We start from the raw sequence: 16994 nt of genomic DNA on the forward strand, positions 1-16994 counted from the left end.
GGGGACCACTCAACCAAAGGAAGCACCATGAACAAGTCCATCATCCGCATCGCGGCCACACTGCACGTCGCCGGTCTCAACTTCCGCGACACCCTCAAGACCAGGCACGCCCAGCTGCGCGAGGACCGTGAGCGCGGATCCCTCACGCTGGAACAGATCATCTGGACCGTCGCCATCGCCGTCATCGCTATCGCCGTCGCGGCCATCGTTGTCGCCGCCATCAACTCCAAGGCCGCCGAACTGCCCGGACGGTAACCCGCGATGACCCGCGCCCAGGCCTCACATGCATACCTCATGACCCGGATGAGTCGTCTCCTCGACCAACCCGAGCGAGGAGATATACCCTCTTTGCGTGTCCCTATGATCATGGTCAGCATCTGCCTCCTGGCCCTGACCGCGACTGTATTCTTTCGTGTCGGCCACCTTGCAGGCCTGTTGCTCCTCATCGGAGAGATCGTCGTTGTCTCCTGGGCCTGGATCGCAGGGGGCCGAAGATGACGAAACCAAAGTGAATCGAATGAGCACCAACAATGATGCCCAGCTCCACCGCAGTCTCCGCGGTGGAGCTGAATGTGGTTCCATGAGCCTTCAGGGCGTCATCCTCTTCCCGGTCTTCATCGTTTTGATCTTCGGGATCCTGCAGGGCGCCTTCTGGATGCACGCCCAGAACCTCGCCCAGGCTGCAGCCTCCTCCGGTTACAGCAGCGCCAAGTCCTACAACGCGGGAGATGGGGCCGGCCAGTCAGCAGCCTCAGACATCCTCGCCAACGGTTCAAGCAGCATCCACAACACCAATGTCAGCATCAGCAGGAGCGGGACATCCGTCACCGTCACCGTGACCGGATCTGGCCCCTCGATCCTGCCGGGATGGGGCGGCCCCGGAGTCCGGGCCACTGTCAGCGGCCCCATTGAACGGTGGGTGAACCCATGACCAGGACCAACGAAAACGAACGGGGCTCCCTGACCCTGGAATCCTGCATCCTCGCCGTCGGAGCCATTGTGTTGATCGGCCTGCTCGTCGTTGGCATGCGCATCTCCTGGGCCACCAACGCTGTCCAATCAGCTGCCGCATCCGCCGCCCGGGACGGCTCCCTGGCACGCTCTGCAGACCAGGCCAGAAATCAGGCAGCCACCGCGGCCGCCGTATCAATGGCCCAAAGCGGGGCAACGTGCAACGGCCAAGACACTTCCCTGGACACCAGCCAATTCTTGGCCCCCATCGGACAAACCGGCAAGGTCACCGTCACCATCACCTGCAGCGTCCCCGTGGCAAACCTGGTACCCGGGCTGCCCGGCTCAATGTCCATCACCAAGAGCGCCAGCTCACCCGTAGACCCCTACCGCCAAAGGTAATCCGATGCCAACCCTGACCACACCCATTGAGAACAAGGAACGCGGATCCGCCACCATGTTCTTCATCGTCCTCTTCGTCGGGCTCCTCCTCGCCATCGGACTCGTCGTAGACGGAGGGGCCAAAACCGCCGGCTTCCAAGAAGCCCGGGCAGTCGCAGAATCAGCCGCCCGCGCGGCCGCCGGGTCCATCGACGGAAACAGCGTGGCCGGCGGCACCCCACTGGTCAACCCCTACGCCGCCCAAGCCGCCGCGGAAAGCTACATCAGCGCCTCGGGGCTCAGCGGAGGAGCCACCGTCAGCGGAACAACGGTCACCGTTACCGTCACCAAGACAAGCCCCACGATCTTCCTCAGCGCCATCGGCATCAGAAGCCTCAACAGCACCGCCACCGCCACCGCTCAACTACTCAAGCAGTGACACCCCAGGAGAAATACCGAATGAAAAAGACACTCACCACAACACTCGGAAGCCTTGCGGTAATCGCTGCCCTCGCACTCAGCGGCTGCGCCTCCGACAACCCCGGCCCCGTCGAAAACACCGCCTCCACAAAGGCTCCGATCCCCACCGTGGCCACTCCGCTCCAGTCCCAGGCGCCTGTCTCCAACGAACAGTCAGTCGCAAGTGCCAAGGCAGCCTACAGCGAGTATCTAGAAGTCCTCACGACCATCGCCGGGAATGGTGGAAAAGACGAAACTCCCCTCCGTGGAATTGCTCCCGGGCTCATCAATGGCGGACGTGCGAGCCTCATGTTCAATTCACTTGACAAGACAGGAAGCCACACGACCGGCCAGATCAAGTACAAGGTTCTTGACGACAAAGTATCGACCTTCAAACCAATTTCTGTTGGTGACGACGTCCCATTCGGTCAGGTGGACATGTCGCTGTGCGTTGACAAGAGCGACTTCCACACGATTGGTCCAAACGGCAAAGACAGCGGCAAAGTCGGCCCCCAACAAATGCTCTACACCGCGCAGGTTATTTGGTACGGAGGTCGTTGGGCGGTCTCTAAAGACTGGCTCACAGATGACAAGGTCACGGCATGCAACGCTTCCTAGCTTTCTTCCTAAGCCCAGCACTGATAGTTGGGCTCTCGGTTCTCTTGCCTGTATCAAGTGCATTCGCTGACGGCGGCTGTCCTACCGGAATGGTTCCGGACCCGACCAATCCTGGTTCCTGCATTGTCTCCATTGAAGTACCCGGAGGAGGTGGAGGAAATGGCAACGGAAACGGCGGTGTTGATGGCGGAGGAACGGGCAACGCTGGCAACCCTGGCACACGTGAGTGTGCCGCTACAGGTGCAGGAACTCTAGGTGGTGAACCAACTTCTCGAAAGAAGGGACCGCTTCCGTGCACCAACGATTTTGGAGCTGTTTGGGATGATGCGCACCAGTGCTACATGACCCTCTATACGGGTGAACCAGGCCATCCTGACGGCGAAATTTGGAACAACGGTGTGAAGCTCGACCCCAAGAACACCAAGGGAAAGTTTTACGGTTGCGACCTTTTGAGCTTTGGGAGTGCATTCCAATCTCCTATCTGGCTGGACACTCCTCCGGGCGCCCCCGCAGTGCCGCCTATCACCCCTGCTGAAGCCGCCGCTGAGCTCTTCAAGCGTTTCCAATTCAAGGGCGTAGACATTGGGATCGTGCCCCGCCCTGGCGCGGGCTCACAAGGATCTGTTGGTCTTCCCGTGTGGATGTGGGTCAACAATCCTGCGCAGAACACTTATGGTCCCTGGACTCAGAGCGACACCATCCGCGGGCTTGCCATTTCTGGTACTGCCAAGGTGACCAGTATTGATTGGAATATGGGGGATGGCACGGTCATCAGCTGCTCAAATCCCGGCTCACCCTACGATGTGAGTTTTGGGGTTCAATCCTCTCCTGACTGTGGCTATTCCTATTCACGAATGTCCAAGGATCAGCCTGGTGGAAAGTATCCGGTCTCGGCCACCAGCCACTGGCAGTTTGACTGGGCGGCCGGCGGGCAAACGGGAACCGCAACTACGACAGCTCAAAGCGTCACCCAACTCGACATCGGTGAGATGCAGACCGTGATCACCAAATAGCGGAACAGGTCGGGGTGTCAGCGAACTTGGTTGACACCCCGACTGCGACACCCTAGTTTTATATATGTCAGATCAAGTAAAGAGGTAGGTTCATGAAGAAGCTAGTCTCCGGCGTAGCCGCACTCATTGGCCTTGCCGTTTTGCTGGTAGGGATCCCTGCCGCACTCATTGCCCTTGCCGGCAATCCCATCCCCTCCATCGATCAGGCCATCCAGGGATTTACCCAGCCTGACTGGACCGGAAGCTTCACCACCGGCCATGTTCTCCCAATCATTGGTTGGATTGCCTGGGCCTCGTTCGCCATCGGCATCCTCAGCGTCATCCCGGCCATGGTCCGCGGCATCGAGCCTCCCCAGATCAAGGGACTGGCGCTGCAGCAAAACACGGGCCGAGCCCTCATTGGTGCCGTGATCATCATGATCACCAGCTTCGGCGGTGTCGCCGCGGCCAGCGCCTCAGAAGCGCCGGCTATCGCTCCCGTCTCCATCTCCGTTCAACAGTCGACCCAGATCCAGGCGCCGGCCGCTGCGACTAAGCAGGCCCCAGCTGAGACAAAAGTTGCGTCCGCGCCTACCGTGACCGTTCAAAACGGCGATTCCCTGTGGTCCCTGGCAGAAAGCTACCTGGGAGACGGCAACAGGTTCAACGAAATTGCCCAGCTTAACTACGGCGCCCCACAGCCAGACGGCGGATCCCTCAGCGAAAACCACTTCATCAATGCTGGCTGGACCATAAAGCTCCCTGCCGATGCATCGGTGAGCAACGATAAAGCTCTCACTGTTTCCGTCGGGGACACGCTGGAATCCCTCGCCCAGGCCGAATATGGCGATGCCTCAAAATCCACTGTCATCTTCAACGCTTCTCAAAGCATCGTTCAGTTCGATGGCACCCAGATTGGTACCACCCAGCAGATCCTCCCCGGATATCGTCTGGTGGCCCCCAACGTAAAATCGACCGCTGCCCCGCTTTCCAGTAACATCGTCAAGGACGCCCCCGCGGTCACGCCGGCTCCCGCACCCGAGGCGGCCGCCCCTGAAGCGCCCACCGGAGCAGCAGCCACACCTGCAGCAACTGAGGCAGACACCCCTGCACCGTCGGCCCCAGAACAGACCACCCAGGTGACTGCGCCGGCCGATACGGGCTCAACCGAGTCCGACAGCACTTCAGCCGTCGTGGCCGAAGATGCCGGCAACGAATTCCCTGTCGCAACTTTGTGGGGTGCTGGAGGCATCTTGGCGGCAGGGATCCTTTCGGTCCTCGGCGCCCGGCGCTTCCGGCAGCAGCGCCGCCGGAAGGCTGGCGAACGCATTGCTATGCCGGCCCAGGACATTGCTGTCACCGAGCTGGAGCTGCGTGCTGCTGAAGATCCTGCCGGCGTCGATGACATCGACCAGTCCCTGCATTTCTTGGCCACCTGGGCCTTCGATAACGACCTGGCATTGCCCAAGCTTTTTGCCGTCCGCCTTTCCCCCCAGACGGTGGAGGTCTACCTTGATCAGCCGGCAAGCCTCCCGGCACCTTTTGAGGCAGTCTCGGACGATGACTGCGCCTGGTCGATCGATCCCCGCAAACTGCCCGACTTTGAACCTAAGACAGCCTCTCCCTACCCGGCCCTGGTGACCCTGGGACAGGACGCAGCAGATGGCCATATCTTGGTTGATCTGGAACAGATCGGCGCCCTGAACCTTGCCGGTGACCCGGAAATGACTCAAGGGGCCCTTACGGCACTGGCCATCGAGCTCGCCTGCTCCAAGTGGTCTGAGGAGCTGCGTGTCAGCATTGTTGGTTTCGCGCCTGAACTGCCCAGCGCCTTTGACACTGGCCGGGTTCGCTACATCAAGGACGTCCAGGAGCTGGTCTCCAACCTGGCTGCGCGTGCGGCCCAGGATGCTGAGCTACTTCGGAAGCTCGACATCGATTCTTCCCACGATGCTCGGATCTCTGCCAAGACCGAGGATTCATGGCCGCCGGAAATCATCCTCTTGGTCCAGATGCCTGACGATGAGACAGCCCAAAAGCTGGCTACCCTGATCCAGGATGTCCCACGCGTCGGAATCGCCGCGATCACCCAAGGTCACCTGGCGGGGGAGTGGTCACTGGAGATCGCCAACGACCGCACCGCCAAGCTCACTCCTGCCGGCATTGAACTGCAGGCCCAGATCGTAGCTGGCGACAACTACACCAACATCCTTTCCGCGCTGCGCTCCACGGTGGAGCGGGCCGTCCAAGCCCCTCCCGTCCAACGGGAAACAAGCATCAATTCGGTCATCGCACGCCCGATTGAGGAATCGGCACCCGCGGATCCGGAAACGGAGGAAGAAGCCCTTCCGGCCGCTGAGATGGACGCCGTGGATCTGGACGCTGTTCCCAACACTCCAGCCCTCCTCATCGACCTGGAGGCCCGCAGCCGTCGGCCAAAGCCAGTTGATGAAGAGATCCGAATCGAACTTCCGGATGCGCCCTTTGTGCGCGTCCTGGGCAATGTGCGGATCGAAAACACCAAGGGAGTAAATCCCGGCTGCGTCAGTGGTGGAAGCACAGCCCGGGCCACCGAAGTGATCGCCTTCCTGGCACTGCACCGCAAGCAATCCACCGAAGAATATGACCAGGCCATCCACCCCAACAAGTCAATGACCGCCAGTATGCGAAACCCCCTCATCTCCAGGGCCCGCAAATGGCTGGACTCGACCGCAGACGGACAGGACTTTCTAGCAAAGTTTGATGTGGCCAAGTCCTACACCCTCCTGGACGAAGTCCGCACAGACTGGGATATCTTCCAGGAGCTGGTCGGGGAGGACGCTGCCACAGCTTCCCTGGCACGTCTTGAAGCAGCGCTGGAATTAGTAACCGGGCAGCCCTTCCAAGGGGTCAAGGCCGCTCGCGGCGCCTGGGGCTGGTCTGAAATTGATCAGCAGGAAATGATCGCCGCCATCAGCGACGTGGCCTATGAAGTGGCTGAGCGGGCAAGGGAGACCAACGACCCAGCCTTGATGCTCAAAGCCTCACTGCGCGGATCCATGGTCAACCCCGCCTCGGAGATCCACAAGCGCCACAAGCTTCTGGCCTTCGCCCTCAACGACGACAAGGAAGGCTTTGAGCGCACCGTCCAGCAAATCTTCGACCAGTGCGAAGCGATGGAAGAAGACGGGCCAGAGCAGGAAACCCTTGACCTGATTCGCCAGCTCGAAGGCCGACTTGAAAAGCTCAAGGCAAGCTAGTGACCATACTCAAGGCCGATGACTCATCCGGGAAAACCGTCAACCCTAATGACCTGTACGCGGACAAAACCACATGGGACTTCCACTGGCCCCTAAAATGTGGATCGTGCAAGACGATGGTGGTTTATCCGGTCAGAGCTCACAAACGGATGGGCACGGTCGTTGAGCCTACGTTTGCAGCTGCGGATCGTATTGCTCATGAGCTCAGCGGTTGCGAATACGCCTCCACAAAGCCGACACCCGAGAGCACCAGCCAAACGGCTATGCCGATTCGATGCGAGCTGCTCCCCAACAGACCGAAACGGGTAGACCAGCCGATAACAAACCTCCAGCCCCTCTACCCGATGGCTGACCCGCGGCCGAGGAGAGCCTTGAAAATCGGGGAGGGCCCCGCTTCAGGACGACTTGTGGTCCAGACTGCGAATCATGCGGCCCAACTGGTGCGAGCAATTGAGGCATCGATCAAAGCTGGTTCACCCCCGCACGACATGATCTTCGAGGGAACCCGAATTCCCTGGGAGAATTTCTACTTTGACACCACCACGGTTCCCCCAGGGCAGCCGTGGGATCAGCCCTCAACTACTACCGTGCACCCCATTGCAGTCAAACTCGTGTGCGGTGCCTGGGAAGAAAAAACCGGGCAATATAAGCCCTACCTGAAGAACACAAGCCCCAGCCATAGGAAGTTGGTCTTGGCGACCTCGAAGGTGGCTCAGGACAAACTCCCCGTGGCCGGGACAACTGTCATGTTCTACGGGCTACCAAAGGAATTGACGACCGGTTGCTGGCTCTGGATCAACGAAAGCCGGAGCCTTCACACTTTGTCCCGCCCTGGTGCATCGTGAGGGGACCCGGCCAATCAACCGAATCAGTCCGCCGTGGGCATGCAGTCTCTAACCTGCTCGTGGAGATCCACGAGAGCCGGCCCGTTTCACTGGCTCCCGGGGGAAAGATCCTTGCCAATCTCTCACTCTTGGCACTGGCTGGCACCGTTCTTCTCTCCATGGCCACTCAAACCGCCGGCTTATACGTTCCCGCGGCCGTGCTCGGCTTCGTTACAATCCGTGCCGGCTGGTTGTTCCTCATCGACCTGCGTCACCGTCTGATCCCGGACATTATCGTGCTGCCGACCCTGGCTGCCGTTCTGGGCGCCTACCTGCTCCTTGCCGCCACAACCGGCCAGTGGGGGAGCCTCATGCGCTTCCTGCTGGGCTGCATGGCTGCTGGGGGCATCTACTGCCTCATGGCCTATTTCGGTAGTCTCGGCCGCGGTGACATCAAACTGGGATTGCTTCTGGGCGGGGTGCTTGCCTGGTACTCCTGGCCAGCTTGGACTGCAGGGCTGATCCTGCCCCCATTCATCGCCGCTGCAGTGGCACTCATCGCCCTGGCCCGGGGAGCGTCCAAACGGACACATCTCGCCTACGGGCCAGCCATGGTGCTGGGGTCTGCCTGCGCCCTGGTCATTGCCCTGTGTATCTAGTCAGTCAGCATCACGAGCTGAGGCGCGTAATGACAGACGTTCTCCAGCGAAGGCGGCACGAGCGGCATTAATTGTCGCGATGTCATAATGCGGCAATAGGAGCTCCAAGCTTGCCATCGTGGCAATAAATGCTTGGTCCTCAGACATCGATTTACGACATGTCGAATGAACGTGACGTACCCCTTCGAGGACCACTTCCGGAACGGCCAACGGCGGCGCATCAGTGGCTAGGACGACTGCCACGTCTGCTTCAAGTGCAGACATCGGATCGAGATCGAGCACAATACGGAAAATCGAGACAGTCTCTGCGTTCAGGTGCAGGTTGTACGGCTGAGTGTAAGGTTTTGCCGGCCTTTGACCTGAACGAAACTCGCTCAGTGTTTTCACAATGGAATTCACAGCTAAGCCGGTCACAGCATCCCTGCCCATACGGGGGGTACGAGCCTTGCCATCTGCTGCCTTCGCGCACCCTGGCCAAATAGCACTGTAGAGCTCCCCCAGGGAGTGATCTCCCCAGGCTTCAGCTACAGACTCACGGAAACGCACCAGCTGGGCCTCATTCGGGGCGTCAAAACCTCGATCAGATAGTTGGTACGAGAGGTATCGCTCGGCCTCCACAACAATTGATGATTTGGCAAGAGCTTCGAGTTCGTTAGGGAACTGTGTTCGCGCCCCGTGCAGCTCCTTGGACGCGAGCCCACCAATCGCTTCGAAACGTTCTCCCAAGGGGCCATTTCCGGCAGGATGCCAATCGACCTGAAAAGGGCGGAACTCAGAAACCTTGTATTCCCCAGCGCCAACATCATGGAACTTGATACTTTCTGGGTGCTGCGTGGCCACTGGAACAAGGATGTGCATATTTGCAAGCCGAACGATATCGTTCCCGGACAGTCCTGCATTCTGAAGGAGCTGACCGCCCAAATGCCTGTCTTTGAAAGGGGCCGACTGGGTGAGTTTGTCCAGCAGCAACATGTCACTAAGGGTTTCCAGTTGGCTTGGCAAAGGACCCCCGAAAGTCCCAAACCACTCATTTACACGGTCCAACTGACGAGCCGCTTCGGCCGCCTTCTTTTCTTCGCAGTCCGCACACAAAACGCCCGTGCGGAGTGATTGCCAGGATGTTGCTACAGCCCTTGAATGAACCTCAATCCCCTCCTGCTCCCGACCGCAGTCCGGGCACGGCGAACCCGTGAACGTAGCAACAACCAACTCGCCCGCAAGAGCTGCAGCCTTTACAGGACTAGCCACACCAAAAAGCTCAGAAACCTTGTGTTCCCAAACGATCTTTCCTGTCTTACCAGGGCGGTACGACCAATATTTTGCAGCGTTTGCAGCTTCAGCCCCATCACGCAGCAGAGCAACATCAATGCGCCAAGTAGTAACCACCACTGGAGTTTCTCCTTTTCCATGGCCAGAATCAGTTGACGTACTTCCCACGGATCAATCAGGGGAGTACTCAATAAGGCGAGAAAATTTTAACTTCGAGTCTCACCCGAGGGCGGCACAGCCCAGGGATCAGCAGGCCCAGTTTCAGCAGCAGCTTTCGACGGTGGCCAGGTACGTCCATGCTGGTAGTAGAACGGCCTCAACGCTTTGGTTGGCAGGGCTCCTCCACGAACCTGGTCGTTCTTCCAATAGATACTGTTGAGCTGATCCCACTGAAGGTCCGTGAGGCTGCTAAGGGTAGCGATACGACCAGCTGTCGCACCGGCATCTATGTAGTTGTTTGCCTCGCTCAATGCTGAGAAAAGGCCATCAGTCATCGTTTCGCCAAGTTCCGGGATACCTGATGCCCACGTACTGATGATTGATGCGACTTCTCTTGAAGACTGATTGTGGCCACTGGGCCACTGATCACTGCCAATGAATCCTGCAGGGTCAACACCCATGCGAATCGCAAATCTAGGAGTACGCCGACCAAGAGCCCAGCCGACCTCTTGATTGCACCATCGACTGTCCAAGAACTCAGGGTGAACAATCGAAACGAATGCCTGCATTGAGCGGAGCCCCTGCTCAATCTGAGCCTGCCACGGCTTGCTATAAGCCATCGAGTCATGAGCAACGAAGCCGTGGATACCAACAACGGCAAGCTCATTGGCCACCTCGCCGATGAAGGCTCTGTGCTGCGTCGAGTGTGAGATGAAGAGCCGTACATAGCCGGGCTTCCAGTTTCCTGAATCAGCCGACTCAACCGCGTCGTGAATCTCATCTTGGTTAATGCCGGTCACGATGGAGTACATCTCAATGAGGTCAGCGTCTGAGATATTCGCAATGATGTCGGCGAACGCCGGGCCGTCCCAGTGACCATCCGGGACAGGTTCAAGATCAAACTCCCGCAGCATCATATTTGTGCGTTCAAAATCCCACCCGCTATCGGGTGTGTTCATTTCATCGATCATTTGGCTTTTGAACTTGATACGTTCGGTTCGCGACAATGGCATGGCTAAATTCTAAAGGCCAGAGGCGTCAAGGCCGGCCTGCAAGCCGGCTCCCGACGGGATCAGACCACCCAGCAATTTAGGTGACAGGTGTAGGAGCAATCCGGTCCTCTCAAGGGCCGTCCAATGGACACGGAAACAGTACGAGACCAGTTACCCAGAGAGGTCAACACTGCTAACGCATGTACTCAAAAGCAGTCGCCTGAACGTAGAACGATCACAGATGCTTGCCATACGCTGAACTTAATGCTTTCCTTAAGATAAATCATGGATTGAACTAAAGGGAAGTGAGTGGTTGTGGCTACGTCTGAGGAGTGGATGTCCGTTCAGGATGTCGCAAAAGTGCTGGGTGTTTCAGCCCCCAGGATTCGGCAGCTGGTGAAGGAAAAGAAGCTTCCGGAGCCTACGAAGTTTGGTGAGCGGGCGAGCTTGTGGTCTCGCGCGGATGTCGAGGCCTTGCGTTTTACCCAGGACGGGGAAGGCGTCGTGTCTGAGCGCACATCGCTCATGCCCACGCCTGCGGGGCCCCTACTCCGGGTGGTGGACGATGTCTTCATTTCCAACCGTAAGCGCTGGGGCAGGAACCACATCCAGATACATGTCCGGATCTTCCAAGGGCCAGTAGAGGGGGTGAACCGTACTGTCGTGATCGTCAGCGAATTGCCAGAGGGCGGCTCCATCACTAACTGGATCGAAACCGTGGCAAACGAAATCACGGCCCGCTATTTGCAGGGCAACACCCACGCAGTGACATGGATCCAGACACTCTTTAAGGGATTCGCGGGACCAGACTACGAGTACCAAGTCCAGAACGTGACCATGCGCCTGGTAAACGATGACCTGCCACACTCGGGCGTGCAAGGGTTTCTGGATAAGATCACCACCTTCGGTCGGACCTCCGCCAACAATTCCGAGCAACCGGCCGGCTATCACGACCCGAACTGGCATCCTTCCTCGATTGAAGAAGTTCACCGAATTTTGGGCCAGAGTATCGAGTGGTACCCCTTGGAGGGATACTCACTCCGGGAAATCGAACACTGGCAGCGCACAGGCCGCCCTCGGGAGGTCGAAGTTGATCCGCTGGGCCTAAAGCCCGTCGTTGACGCCCTGGAAACGATGAACCGGATCCCGCGAAGTCACCCGTACAGCAGGGCCGCCCGGAGCCTCTGCCCGATACTAGCCAACATCGCCATGATCAAGGATGCTGACGATGGACGACTGACAGGGCAAGACAGCGCTGGGAACTTCCTGAAGGAACGTGAGGACTATAACGTCGCCGCAGGCATTACCCAAAGCGCTGCCAAGCTCGTGCCCTACCGCCTGGTCGGAGAAGACTCGGCCCTCGCAGCTAGGCATTCCACGGGCCCACTGACCCTGCCCTGGGAACTCGATACCGGCGAGATTGCAGATCTCTATCTCGAACTGAGGGCTTGGAAAGATGAAACGGACAAATACTCCGTAGATCATGACGAGAGCCTCCACGAGCACATCACGACCGTTCTCGGCTGGCTGAGGTCTCCTGCACTCGGAGATGAGCTCGACGCAAGGCAAGACATCTACCCCTTAGGACATATCCGCGGCTTTGACATCGCCGGGACCTGGGACCGCGCCTATGTGGACAGTGTCGACTTCTCCGTGAAGATCGACCCGGCCAACCGAATCCTCCGAATGATGCACGAACACGCAGGAGACGGATCGTCCCAAAACACTATGCGCTATGGCTACGACCCATTCGGGAATTTTGTGGCCGACACTAATGACCCGACATGGCCTATGTTTTGGGTGTATTGGCCAACCATTCCCAAGCCGATTCCCCTCGACGGCCAGATCGTCGCGGACGGCCAAACGGGGGACAGGCCAGCCTTCGTCGCAAAGAATGGGAAGATCGTGGGACTGCTGCCTCAGTTCCCCGCATTCCACCACAGTGGATGGAATTTCGGCTACGGCGGTGGCGGCCCAGGCAGGCTCGCGGCTGACATTATCGAAGCCATCAATTGGCAGGAAAAACTGCCCCGCGAATCCATGCCGTGGCGCTGGGTGGATGACGCGGTTTGCCATTCCGATAAGGACACACTCAGCGTTAACATCGCCGACATCATGCGCAGGCTGGACACTGAAACAACGCCCTAACCATTGATGACGACCGCTGATGAATATCCTGTTGTCCAGGCCGGCCACACGCACCGCGTCAGCCTGGACGACAGGACATTGGCGCCCCTTGCCTCACGGCGGCAGCAACCCACTGGGCGCCGCAGTCAGAACCGCCTGAGGACGGGCCTACAAGCACGAAGCAAGGAATCCACACGAAACCAGACACTTCGACAGCCCGGCACCGCTGGTGCCCCCGCTCCAACCCAGCCGCCCTCCAATGTCGTCACCTGGGCCTATCATTGATGTAGAAGCTTTGTTCTAATACTTTGGTGGTAAATCATGACTATTGCGAACGCGATCTTTCCACTGGAGGACTCCGTTGGCCTGACCATCCCTATCTCATCCTCTTCCGTTCCGGCCGGATACCCCTCGCCGGCCCAGGATTATTTCGATGGCAGGATCAATCTCAATGATCACCTGATTACCTGATTACCAGCACGTACATCATCCGCGTCTCCGGCCACTCCATGGAACCTGCCGGCATCAGCGACGGTGACGAACTCATCGTTAACCGAGCCCTGGAGCCCCGCGATGGTTCCGTCGTGATTGCCGTCCTGGACGGTGAGCTGACGGTCAAAAGGCTCAGAATCACGGCCCGCGGAGCTACTAGCCCTGGGCCGGACCATGAAATCGGCAATCCGAAAGAATGTGGGCGTCCCGGTGTGCGTAGGCATCGCGAGCACGAAAACATTGAGCAAATTGTGCAACAAATGGGCAAAGAAGAACCCCGATTTTGCTGGTGTGTGTCACTGGGATTCCGTCCCCATCGCTCAACGCGAGGCCCTCATGTCCAACCTGTCAGTGATTGAAATTTGGGGCGTGGCCACCAGGATTACCAAACGTCTCGCCGGCATGGGCATCTACTCGATATTGGACCTTGCTCGGGCGGATCCGGTGGTGATCCGCGACCGATTCTCCGTCGTCATGATGAGGACAGTGCTGGAGCTCCAGGGCCGGCCCTGCATCCCGATGGAGGAGGAGCGAGTTGGGCGGGATCAGCTCATCTTCTCCAGGTCGTTTTCGACCCCCGTCACGACCCCTGCGGACATGAACCAGGTGATGAGCATGTATGCCCAGCAGGCCAGCGCCAGGCTGGCAAAACATGGTTTGCAGGCCCAGCTCCTCACGGCCTTTGCCGGCACTTCGTACTACAACCCCAAGGACAAAGCCTTCCCGTCTGTTACTGTCCGGCTACCCATGCCGACAGCGGATCCCGTCCTGCTCACCCAAGCTGCCCACGCCCTGACAGCACGCATCGTGGAGGGGATCAAATACGCTAGGGCAGGCATCATGGTCACGGACCTCAAACCCACCGGTAACCAGTCGCCCTTATCGCTCTTTGTGAATCCCCACGAAGAAAAACACATCGGCACCCTGCTGGAAGCCGTGTCCAAGAAATACGGCCGCGGCGCCATCGGGTTGGGGGCGGCCGGCGTCAAGGGCGGGCCCGACTGGAGCATGAAACGCGAGATGCTCTCTCCGCGCTACACCACACACTGGGATGAGCTGCCCATCGCCACGGCTTCCTAGAAACCGCCCGATATCCCGTCTCACTCCCCTGCCTGGTGTCGAACGATACTAGAGGGATCCTGCCTGGATTATGTCCTTGTCCTGGTCTTTGAGATATCCGGGAATGGGTGTGGTGTAGTCGCCCATTACCCTCCGGTATTCAGTCCGGTTAGCGGGGCCGTCGCAGACGATCAATCGAATCCCGTCAAGGTCTTCGACACCCTTGGCATTGAAGAAATCCACGGTGTTCTGATTGCAACGGCTGTAGCGGCCGGAGGCGTCATAGATCGAGGTGATTGCCTCGGTGGGAGTGAATCGTCCGCCGCCTTCGCAGCGTCCCGCTATCGTGTCGATGCGACCCTTACTCCAGCGGGTGAAGGCTCGCTCCAAGGCGACAGATTGCTGTACCTCGATATCCAGAAGAGTGACCGATGAGTAGTCATACAGGGCAAGCATCTGCGCATAGCGTGGCGGGAGCCCCTCCCAGGACAAGGTTCCCTGGATGACCACATTCTCTTTGCGCTCTAGGCATCGCTTGATCATCAGATCAGCCAAGGCAACACTCTCGTTGTGTACCAGGGATGAGAGCTCGTTCATCATGATCGGGTGGCCATCGGCAAGGTTTGTCGTGAGGAAATCGTCAAAGCGCCCATCAATGAGGGCAGCTTTCAGAAGTCTGATCTTGATCTCATCGGCGTCAATTTCTCTCCAACCATCAGCAAGATGCATCTCATCAATGTGCGTTGACTTCCCCGCCCCGGGTGGCCCCGCCGTCACGACGACAGCGGCAAACCCCTCCTTTTGGATGAGCTCTTCACCTTCGGAAAGGAGTTCATCCAGGAGGGCCCGTTGGAACCGGAGTCGTTCCCCTGAAAGATCAAATGGTCGATCCGTTCGCTGGGTAGCTCGCGGAGAGTATCGGTGGAGGGAACCACCCTCTGAAGTCATCCAGGCTAGCTGGTCGTGAACGTGCTGGAGCACTTCACCGTTCACGAAGAGGGTACGCTTCGCTGAACCGCCTGAAGGATCTCCTGGTAGTCCTCCATGTCAATGAGATCCCGGTGAAAAGCGTCCACGATGTCATCCCAGCTTCCCCCGGTCAAAGCGCCTTCAGGGTTGTCCGGCTCGGCATCTTTGGTGAAGGTGAATGGCCAGTTCTTGAGCTTTTCAAGCATCACATCGTGAACGATCTTCTCGGCATGAAAATCAAGAATGACCTCACGGGGGGTCTCGTCAAGGAGCTCCGGAAAATTATTGATCTTTCGAAGGATCCGTGAAACCTCAGCCTGTGAAATTTGAAGGCGTTGCGCGATCTCCTCCTGATACAAGCCGGCAGCACGTGCAGCTGCGCAACCGCGCAACAGATCGATGCGATTCAACTCGCGGTCAGCATAAATTCTGGCCAACTCATCTTGAATGGTCTCCATTGTCATCTCCTCCTACCGCTCGCCATATACATTTTGTATATATGCCACGTTACTGCAGTCACACCCCACTGAACAGGGGTGAGGAACGACGGAAATCTCACACCAAAACCGGAGGCCTCGCCCTTTCTGTATCCACCTTCTAGAGTTGTGCCGAGTACACAGGAACCAGATTCCGCGTGACCAAGATGTGCACTGGAACAGTGGCCCTCACATGAGGATTGCGAAGACCGACTCAATTGCAGACCTGCCCGCAACCGCCGCCAGGGACTTCCTCAGACGGGTCAAAAATGCGGACTTCGATGAAGACTGGGCACTCACTCTTCTGGGCGCCTCTGGCGAAGACCATGCCGTGATCGTCCTAGGGCTTCTCGAAGCCCAGGGATACATCGAGCGAACCGGTGCCTCTCATGAGGGATCCCCTTGGTGGAGGACGACGATCCTTGGCAACGCCCTGGCCATGGCCAGTTTTGGGAAACCCATCTCCCGGAAGACCGGAGAAAGACTGGTAAAGGAAATGTTGGAACGGGCCCGCCTCTACAACTCCGATCTCACCAGACCGTACTACGTTCAACGGCTGAGGATCTTTGGCAGTTATCTGGACAAGACCATCGACCCGTTGGGCGATGTCGATGTTGAGCTCGTCATCGGTCACCGCGTGACCGACCCCCAGGCGCTCCTGCAGTACGCAGTGGACAGTGGGCGAACGTTCCCGACATTCATGGACCAGCTGATGTGGCCGCAAAAGGAGATTGTGCAAATCCTGCGCAATCGCTCAGCTGCCATCAACATCACCCTGGAGGACATCGAACTGATAACTGATCGAGTTGAGACCTTCTACGAGGCCGGATCCACCAGCTCGGGCCCATCGCCCCGCAGCGGGTCCACCGGATAGAACTCCAGGGCCTCGGCAACGGGCGTGGCTGCAGCCACCGCGGCATCGACCAGGGACTGATCTCCCTCTTCGTCCGGATCCAACCACTCATCCCAGAATGAAGGCGGCAACGTCACCGGGGTGCGCTCATGCAGCTGACGAACATTACCCACCGCTTCCCTGGTCAAAATGGTGGCCGTCAGCGTCCAGTAGTCAGCGTGGTCTTCCGGCAAAGTCTTGTCCGGCCACCAGGTGTACAGGCCGGCGAATCCCATCAGCTCGTTGCCCGGGAGGTGGATCGCATGCGGTGTTTTTGTCTTGCCTTCGGTCAACCACTCATAGTAGAAATCGGCCGGCTTATCCGGTACGCCGATGCAGCAGTCTTTAGCGTCTTAGAGTGCGTGAATGGGATGTCAGCCCCTGTCAAAGATGCAATTATCCCGCCCTGGTCTTCAAGGAATTTGACGTCATCAAG

The 16994-nt window shown here is 58.4% G+C and carries 16 protein-coding genes and 2 pseudogenes; 13 read left to right on the forward strand and 5 right to left on the reverse strand.

Translation table 11 applies throughout. The features are described 5' to 3' along the window. The first annotated feature begins 27 nt into the window (after positions 1–27). From LOH53_RS13495 to LOH53_RS13535, 9 genes are all read left to right on the forward strand, one after another. Positions 28–255 (forward strand): hypothetical protein, encoded by a 228-nt coding sequence (locus tag LOH53_RS13495; RefSeq protein WP_230068276.1) that lies wholly within the window; start codon positions 28–30, stop codon positions 253–255. Between the two features lie 262 nt (positions 256–517). Continuing rightward, positions 518–931: a TadE family protein gene (locus LOH53_RS13500; protein ID WP_230068277.1), complete on the forward strand. Its 414-nt coding sequence runs from the start codon at positions 518–520 to the stop codon at positions 929–931. Beyond that, on the forward strand, positions 928–1353 hold the full coding sequence (locus LOH53_RS13505) for a pilus assembly protein (RefSeq protein WP_230068278.1): 426 nt from the start codon (positions 928–930) through the stop codon (positions 1351–1353). Before LOH53_RS13500 ends, LOH53_RS13505 begins: the two co-directional genes overlap by 4 nt. Before the next feature lie 4 nt (positions 1354–1357). Continuing rightward, positions 1358–1771: a pilus assembly protein TadG-related protein gene (locus LOH53_RS13510; protein ID WP_230068279.1), complete on the forward strand. Its 414-nt coding sequence runs from the start codon at positions 1358–1360 to the stop codon at positions 1769–1771. Between the two features lie 20 nt (positions 1772–1791). After that, positions 1792–2409, forward strand: coding sequence for a hypothetical protein (locus LOH53_RS13515; protein WP_230068280.1), 618 nt, complete (start codon positions 1792–1794; stop codon positions 2407–2409). Then, entirely contained in the window at positions 2394–3422 is a 1029-nt protein-coding gene (locus LOH53_RS13520; RefSeq protein WP_230068281.1) for a hypothetical protein, read from the forward strand. Before LOH53_RS13515 ends, LOH53_RS13520 begins: the two co-directional genes overlap by 16 nt. Positions 3423–3514: 92 nt before the next feature. Beyond that, positions 3515–6640, forward strand: coding sequence for a LysM peptidoglycan-binding domain-containing protein (locus LOH53_RS13525; RefSeq protein ID WP_230068282.1), 3126 nt, complete (start codon positions 3515–3517; stop codon positions 6638–6640). Positions 6641–7011: 371 nt separating this feature from the next. Further along, positions 7012–7485, forward strand: a complete 474-nt coding sequence (locus LOH53_RS13530; RefSeq protein ID WP_230068283.1) for a hypothetical protein — start codon at positions 7012–7014, stop codon at positions 7483–7485. Between the two features lie 59 nt (positions 7486–7544). Beyond that, positions 7545–8123, forward strand: coding sequence for a prepilin peptidase (locus LOH53_RS13535; RefSeq protein ID WP_230068284.1), 579 nt, complete (start codon positions 7545–7547; stop codon positions 8121–8123). Here the strand turns inward: LOH53_RS13535 and LOH53_RS13540 are convergent, their stop codons facing one another. After that, positions 8124–9512: a hypothetical protein gene (locus LOH53_RS13540; RefSeq protein ID WP_230068285.1), complete on the reverse strand. Its 1389-nt coding sequence runs from the start codon at positions 9510–9512 to the stop codon at positions 8124–8126. Positions 9513–9598: 86 nt separating this feature from the next. Then, positions 9599–10564 carry a toll/interleukin-1 receptor domain-containing protein gene (locus LOH53_RS13545; protein WP_230068286.1) on the reverse strand — a complete coding sequence of 322 codons (966 nt, stop codon included), beginning with the start codon at positions 10562–10564 and terminating at the stop codon, positions 9599–9601. A gap of 315 nt (positions 10565–10879) precedes the next feature. Between LOH53_RS13545 and LOH53_RS13550 the strand changes: the two genes are divergently transcribed. The 3 genes and pseudogenes from LOH53_RS13550 to LOH53_RS13560 form a co-directional block, all read left to right on the forward strand. Beyond that, a complete protein-coding gene (locus tag LOH53_RS13550) occupies positions 10880–12691 on the forward strand; it encodes a helix-turn-helix transcriptional regulator (RefSeq protein ID WP_230068287.1) in 1812 nt (603 codons plus the stop codon). Between the two features lie 300 nt (positions 12692–12991). Then, positions 12992–13314, forward strand: a pseudogene (locus LOH53_RS13555) (LexA family protein); the annotation flags it as partial. Further along, positions 13307–14242: pseudogene (locus LOH53_RS13560) on the forward strand (DUF4113 domain-containing protein); the annotation flags it as partial. The pseudogenes LOH53_RS13555 and LOH53_RS13560, both read left to right, overlap by 8 nt. A 48-nt stretch (positions 14243–14290) precedes the next feature. Here LOH53_RS13560 and LOH53_RS13565 read toward each other — a convergent pair. Both LOH53_RS13565 and LOH53_RS13570 read right to left on the reverse strand, forming a co-directional pair. After that, positions 14291–15214 carry an ATP-binding protein gene (locus LOH53_RS13565; protein WP_230068288.1) on the reverse strand — a complete coding sequence of 308 codons (924 nt, stop codon included), beginning with the start codon at positions 15212–15214 and terminating at the stop codon, positions 14291–14293. Next, the gene (locus tag LOH53_RS13570; protein WP_230068289.1) at positions 15211–15648 is read right to left on the reverse strand and encodes a sigma-70 family RNA polymerase sigma factor; all 438 of its coding nucleotides are present in this window, start codon (positions 15646–15648) and stop codon (positions 15211–15213) included. The genes LOH53_RS13565 and LOH53_RS13570 overlap by 4 nt, the downstream gene beginning before the upstream one ends. 211 nt (positions 15649–15859) lie before the next feature. On the opposite strand from LOH53_RS13570, the gene LOH53_RS13575 reads away from it, so the two are divergent. Further along, positions 15860–16540, forward strand: a complete 681-nt coding sequence (locus tag LOH53_RS13575; RefSeq protein WP_230068290.1) for a hypothetical protein — start codon at positions 15860–15862, stop codon at positions 16538–16540. On the opposite strand, the gene LOH53_RS13580 is transcribed toward LOH53_RS13575, so the two are convergent. Continuing rightward, positions 16483–16851 carry an SOS response-associated peptidase family protein gene (locus LOH53_RS13580; RefSeq protein WP_230068291.1) on the reverse strand — a complete coding sequence of 123 codons (369 nt, stop codon included), beginning with the start codon at positions 16849–16851 and terminating at the stop codon, positions 16483–16485. The genes LOH53_RS13575 and LOH53_RS13580 overlap by 58 nt on opposite strands. Between the last annotated feature and the right edge of the window lie 143 nt (positions 16852–16994).

This window comes from Arthrobacter cryoconiti (assembly GCF_020905375.1).
GTDB lineage: Bacteria > Actinomycetota > Actinomycetes > Actinomycetales > Micrococcaceae > Specibacter > Specibacter cryoconiti.

Excerpts from the sequence above, each read along its gene's own strand:
- LOH53_RS13495 (WP_230068276.1), top strand. The coding sequence starts at position 28 with ATGAACAAGTCCATCATCCGCATCGCGGCCACACTGCACGTCGCCGGT.
- LOH53_RS13520 (WP_230068281.1), top strand. The coding sequence starts at position 2,394 with ATGCAACGCTTCCTAGCTTTCTTCCTAAGCCCAGCACTGATAGTTGGG.
- LOH53_RS13525 (WP_230068282.1), top strand. The coding sequence starts at position 3,515 with ATGAAGAAGCTAGTCTCCGGCGTAGCCGCACTCATTGGCCTTGCCGTT.
- LOH53_RS13575 (WP_230068290.1), top strand. The coding sequence starts at position 15,860 with ATGAGGATTGCGAAGACCGACTCAATTGCAGACCTGCCCGCAACCGCC.
- LOH53_RS13500 (WP_230068277.1), top strand. The coding sequence starts at position 518 with ATGAGCACCAACAATGATGCCCAGCTCCACCGCAGTCTCCGCGGTGGA.
- LOH53_RS13505 (WP_230068278.1), top strand. The coding sequence starts at position 928 with ATGACCAGGACCAACGAAAACGAACGGGGCTCCCTGACCCTGGAATCC.
- LOH53_RS13570 (WP_230068289.1), bottom strand. The coding sequence starts at position 15,648 with ATGGAGACCATTCAAGATGAGTTGGCCAGAATTTATGCTGACCGCGAG.
- LOH53_RS13550 (WP_230068287.1), top strand. The coding sequence starts at position 10,880 with ATGTCCGTTCAGGATGTCGCAAAAGTGCTGGGTGTTTCAGCCCCCAGG.
- LOH53_RS13545 (WP_230068286.1), bottom strand. The coding sequence starts at position 10,564 with ATGCCATTGTCGCGAACCGAACGTATCAAGTTCAAAAGCCAAATGATC.
- LOH53_RS13510 (WP_230068279.1), top strand. The coding sequence starts at position 1,358 with ATGCCAACCCTGACCACACCCATTGAGAACAAGGAACGCGGATCCGCC.
- LOH53_RS13515 (WP_230068280.1), top strand. The coding sequence starts at position 1,792 with ATGAAAAAGACACTCACCACAACACTCGGAAGCCTTGCGGTAATCGCT.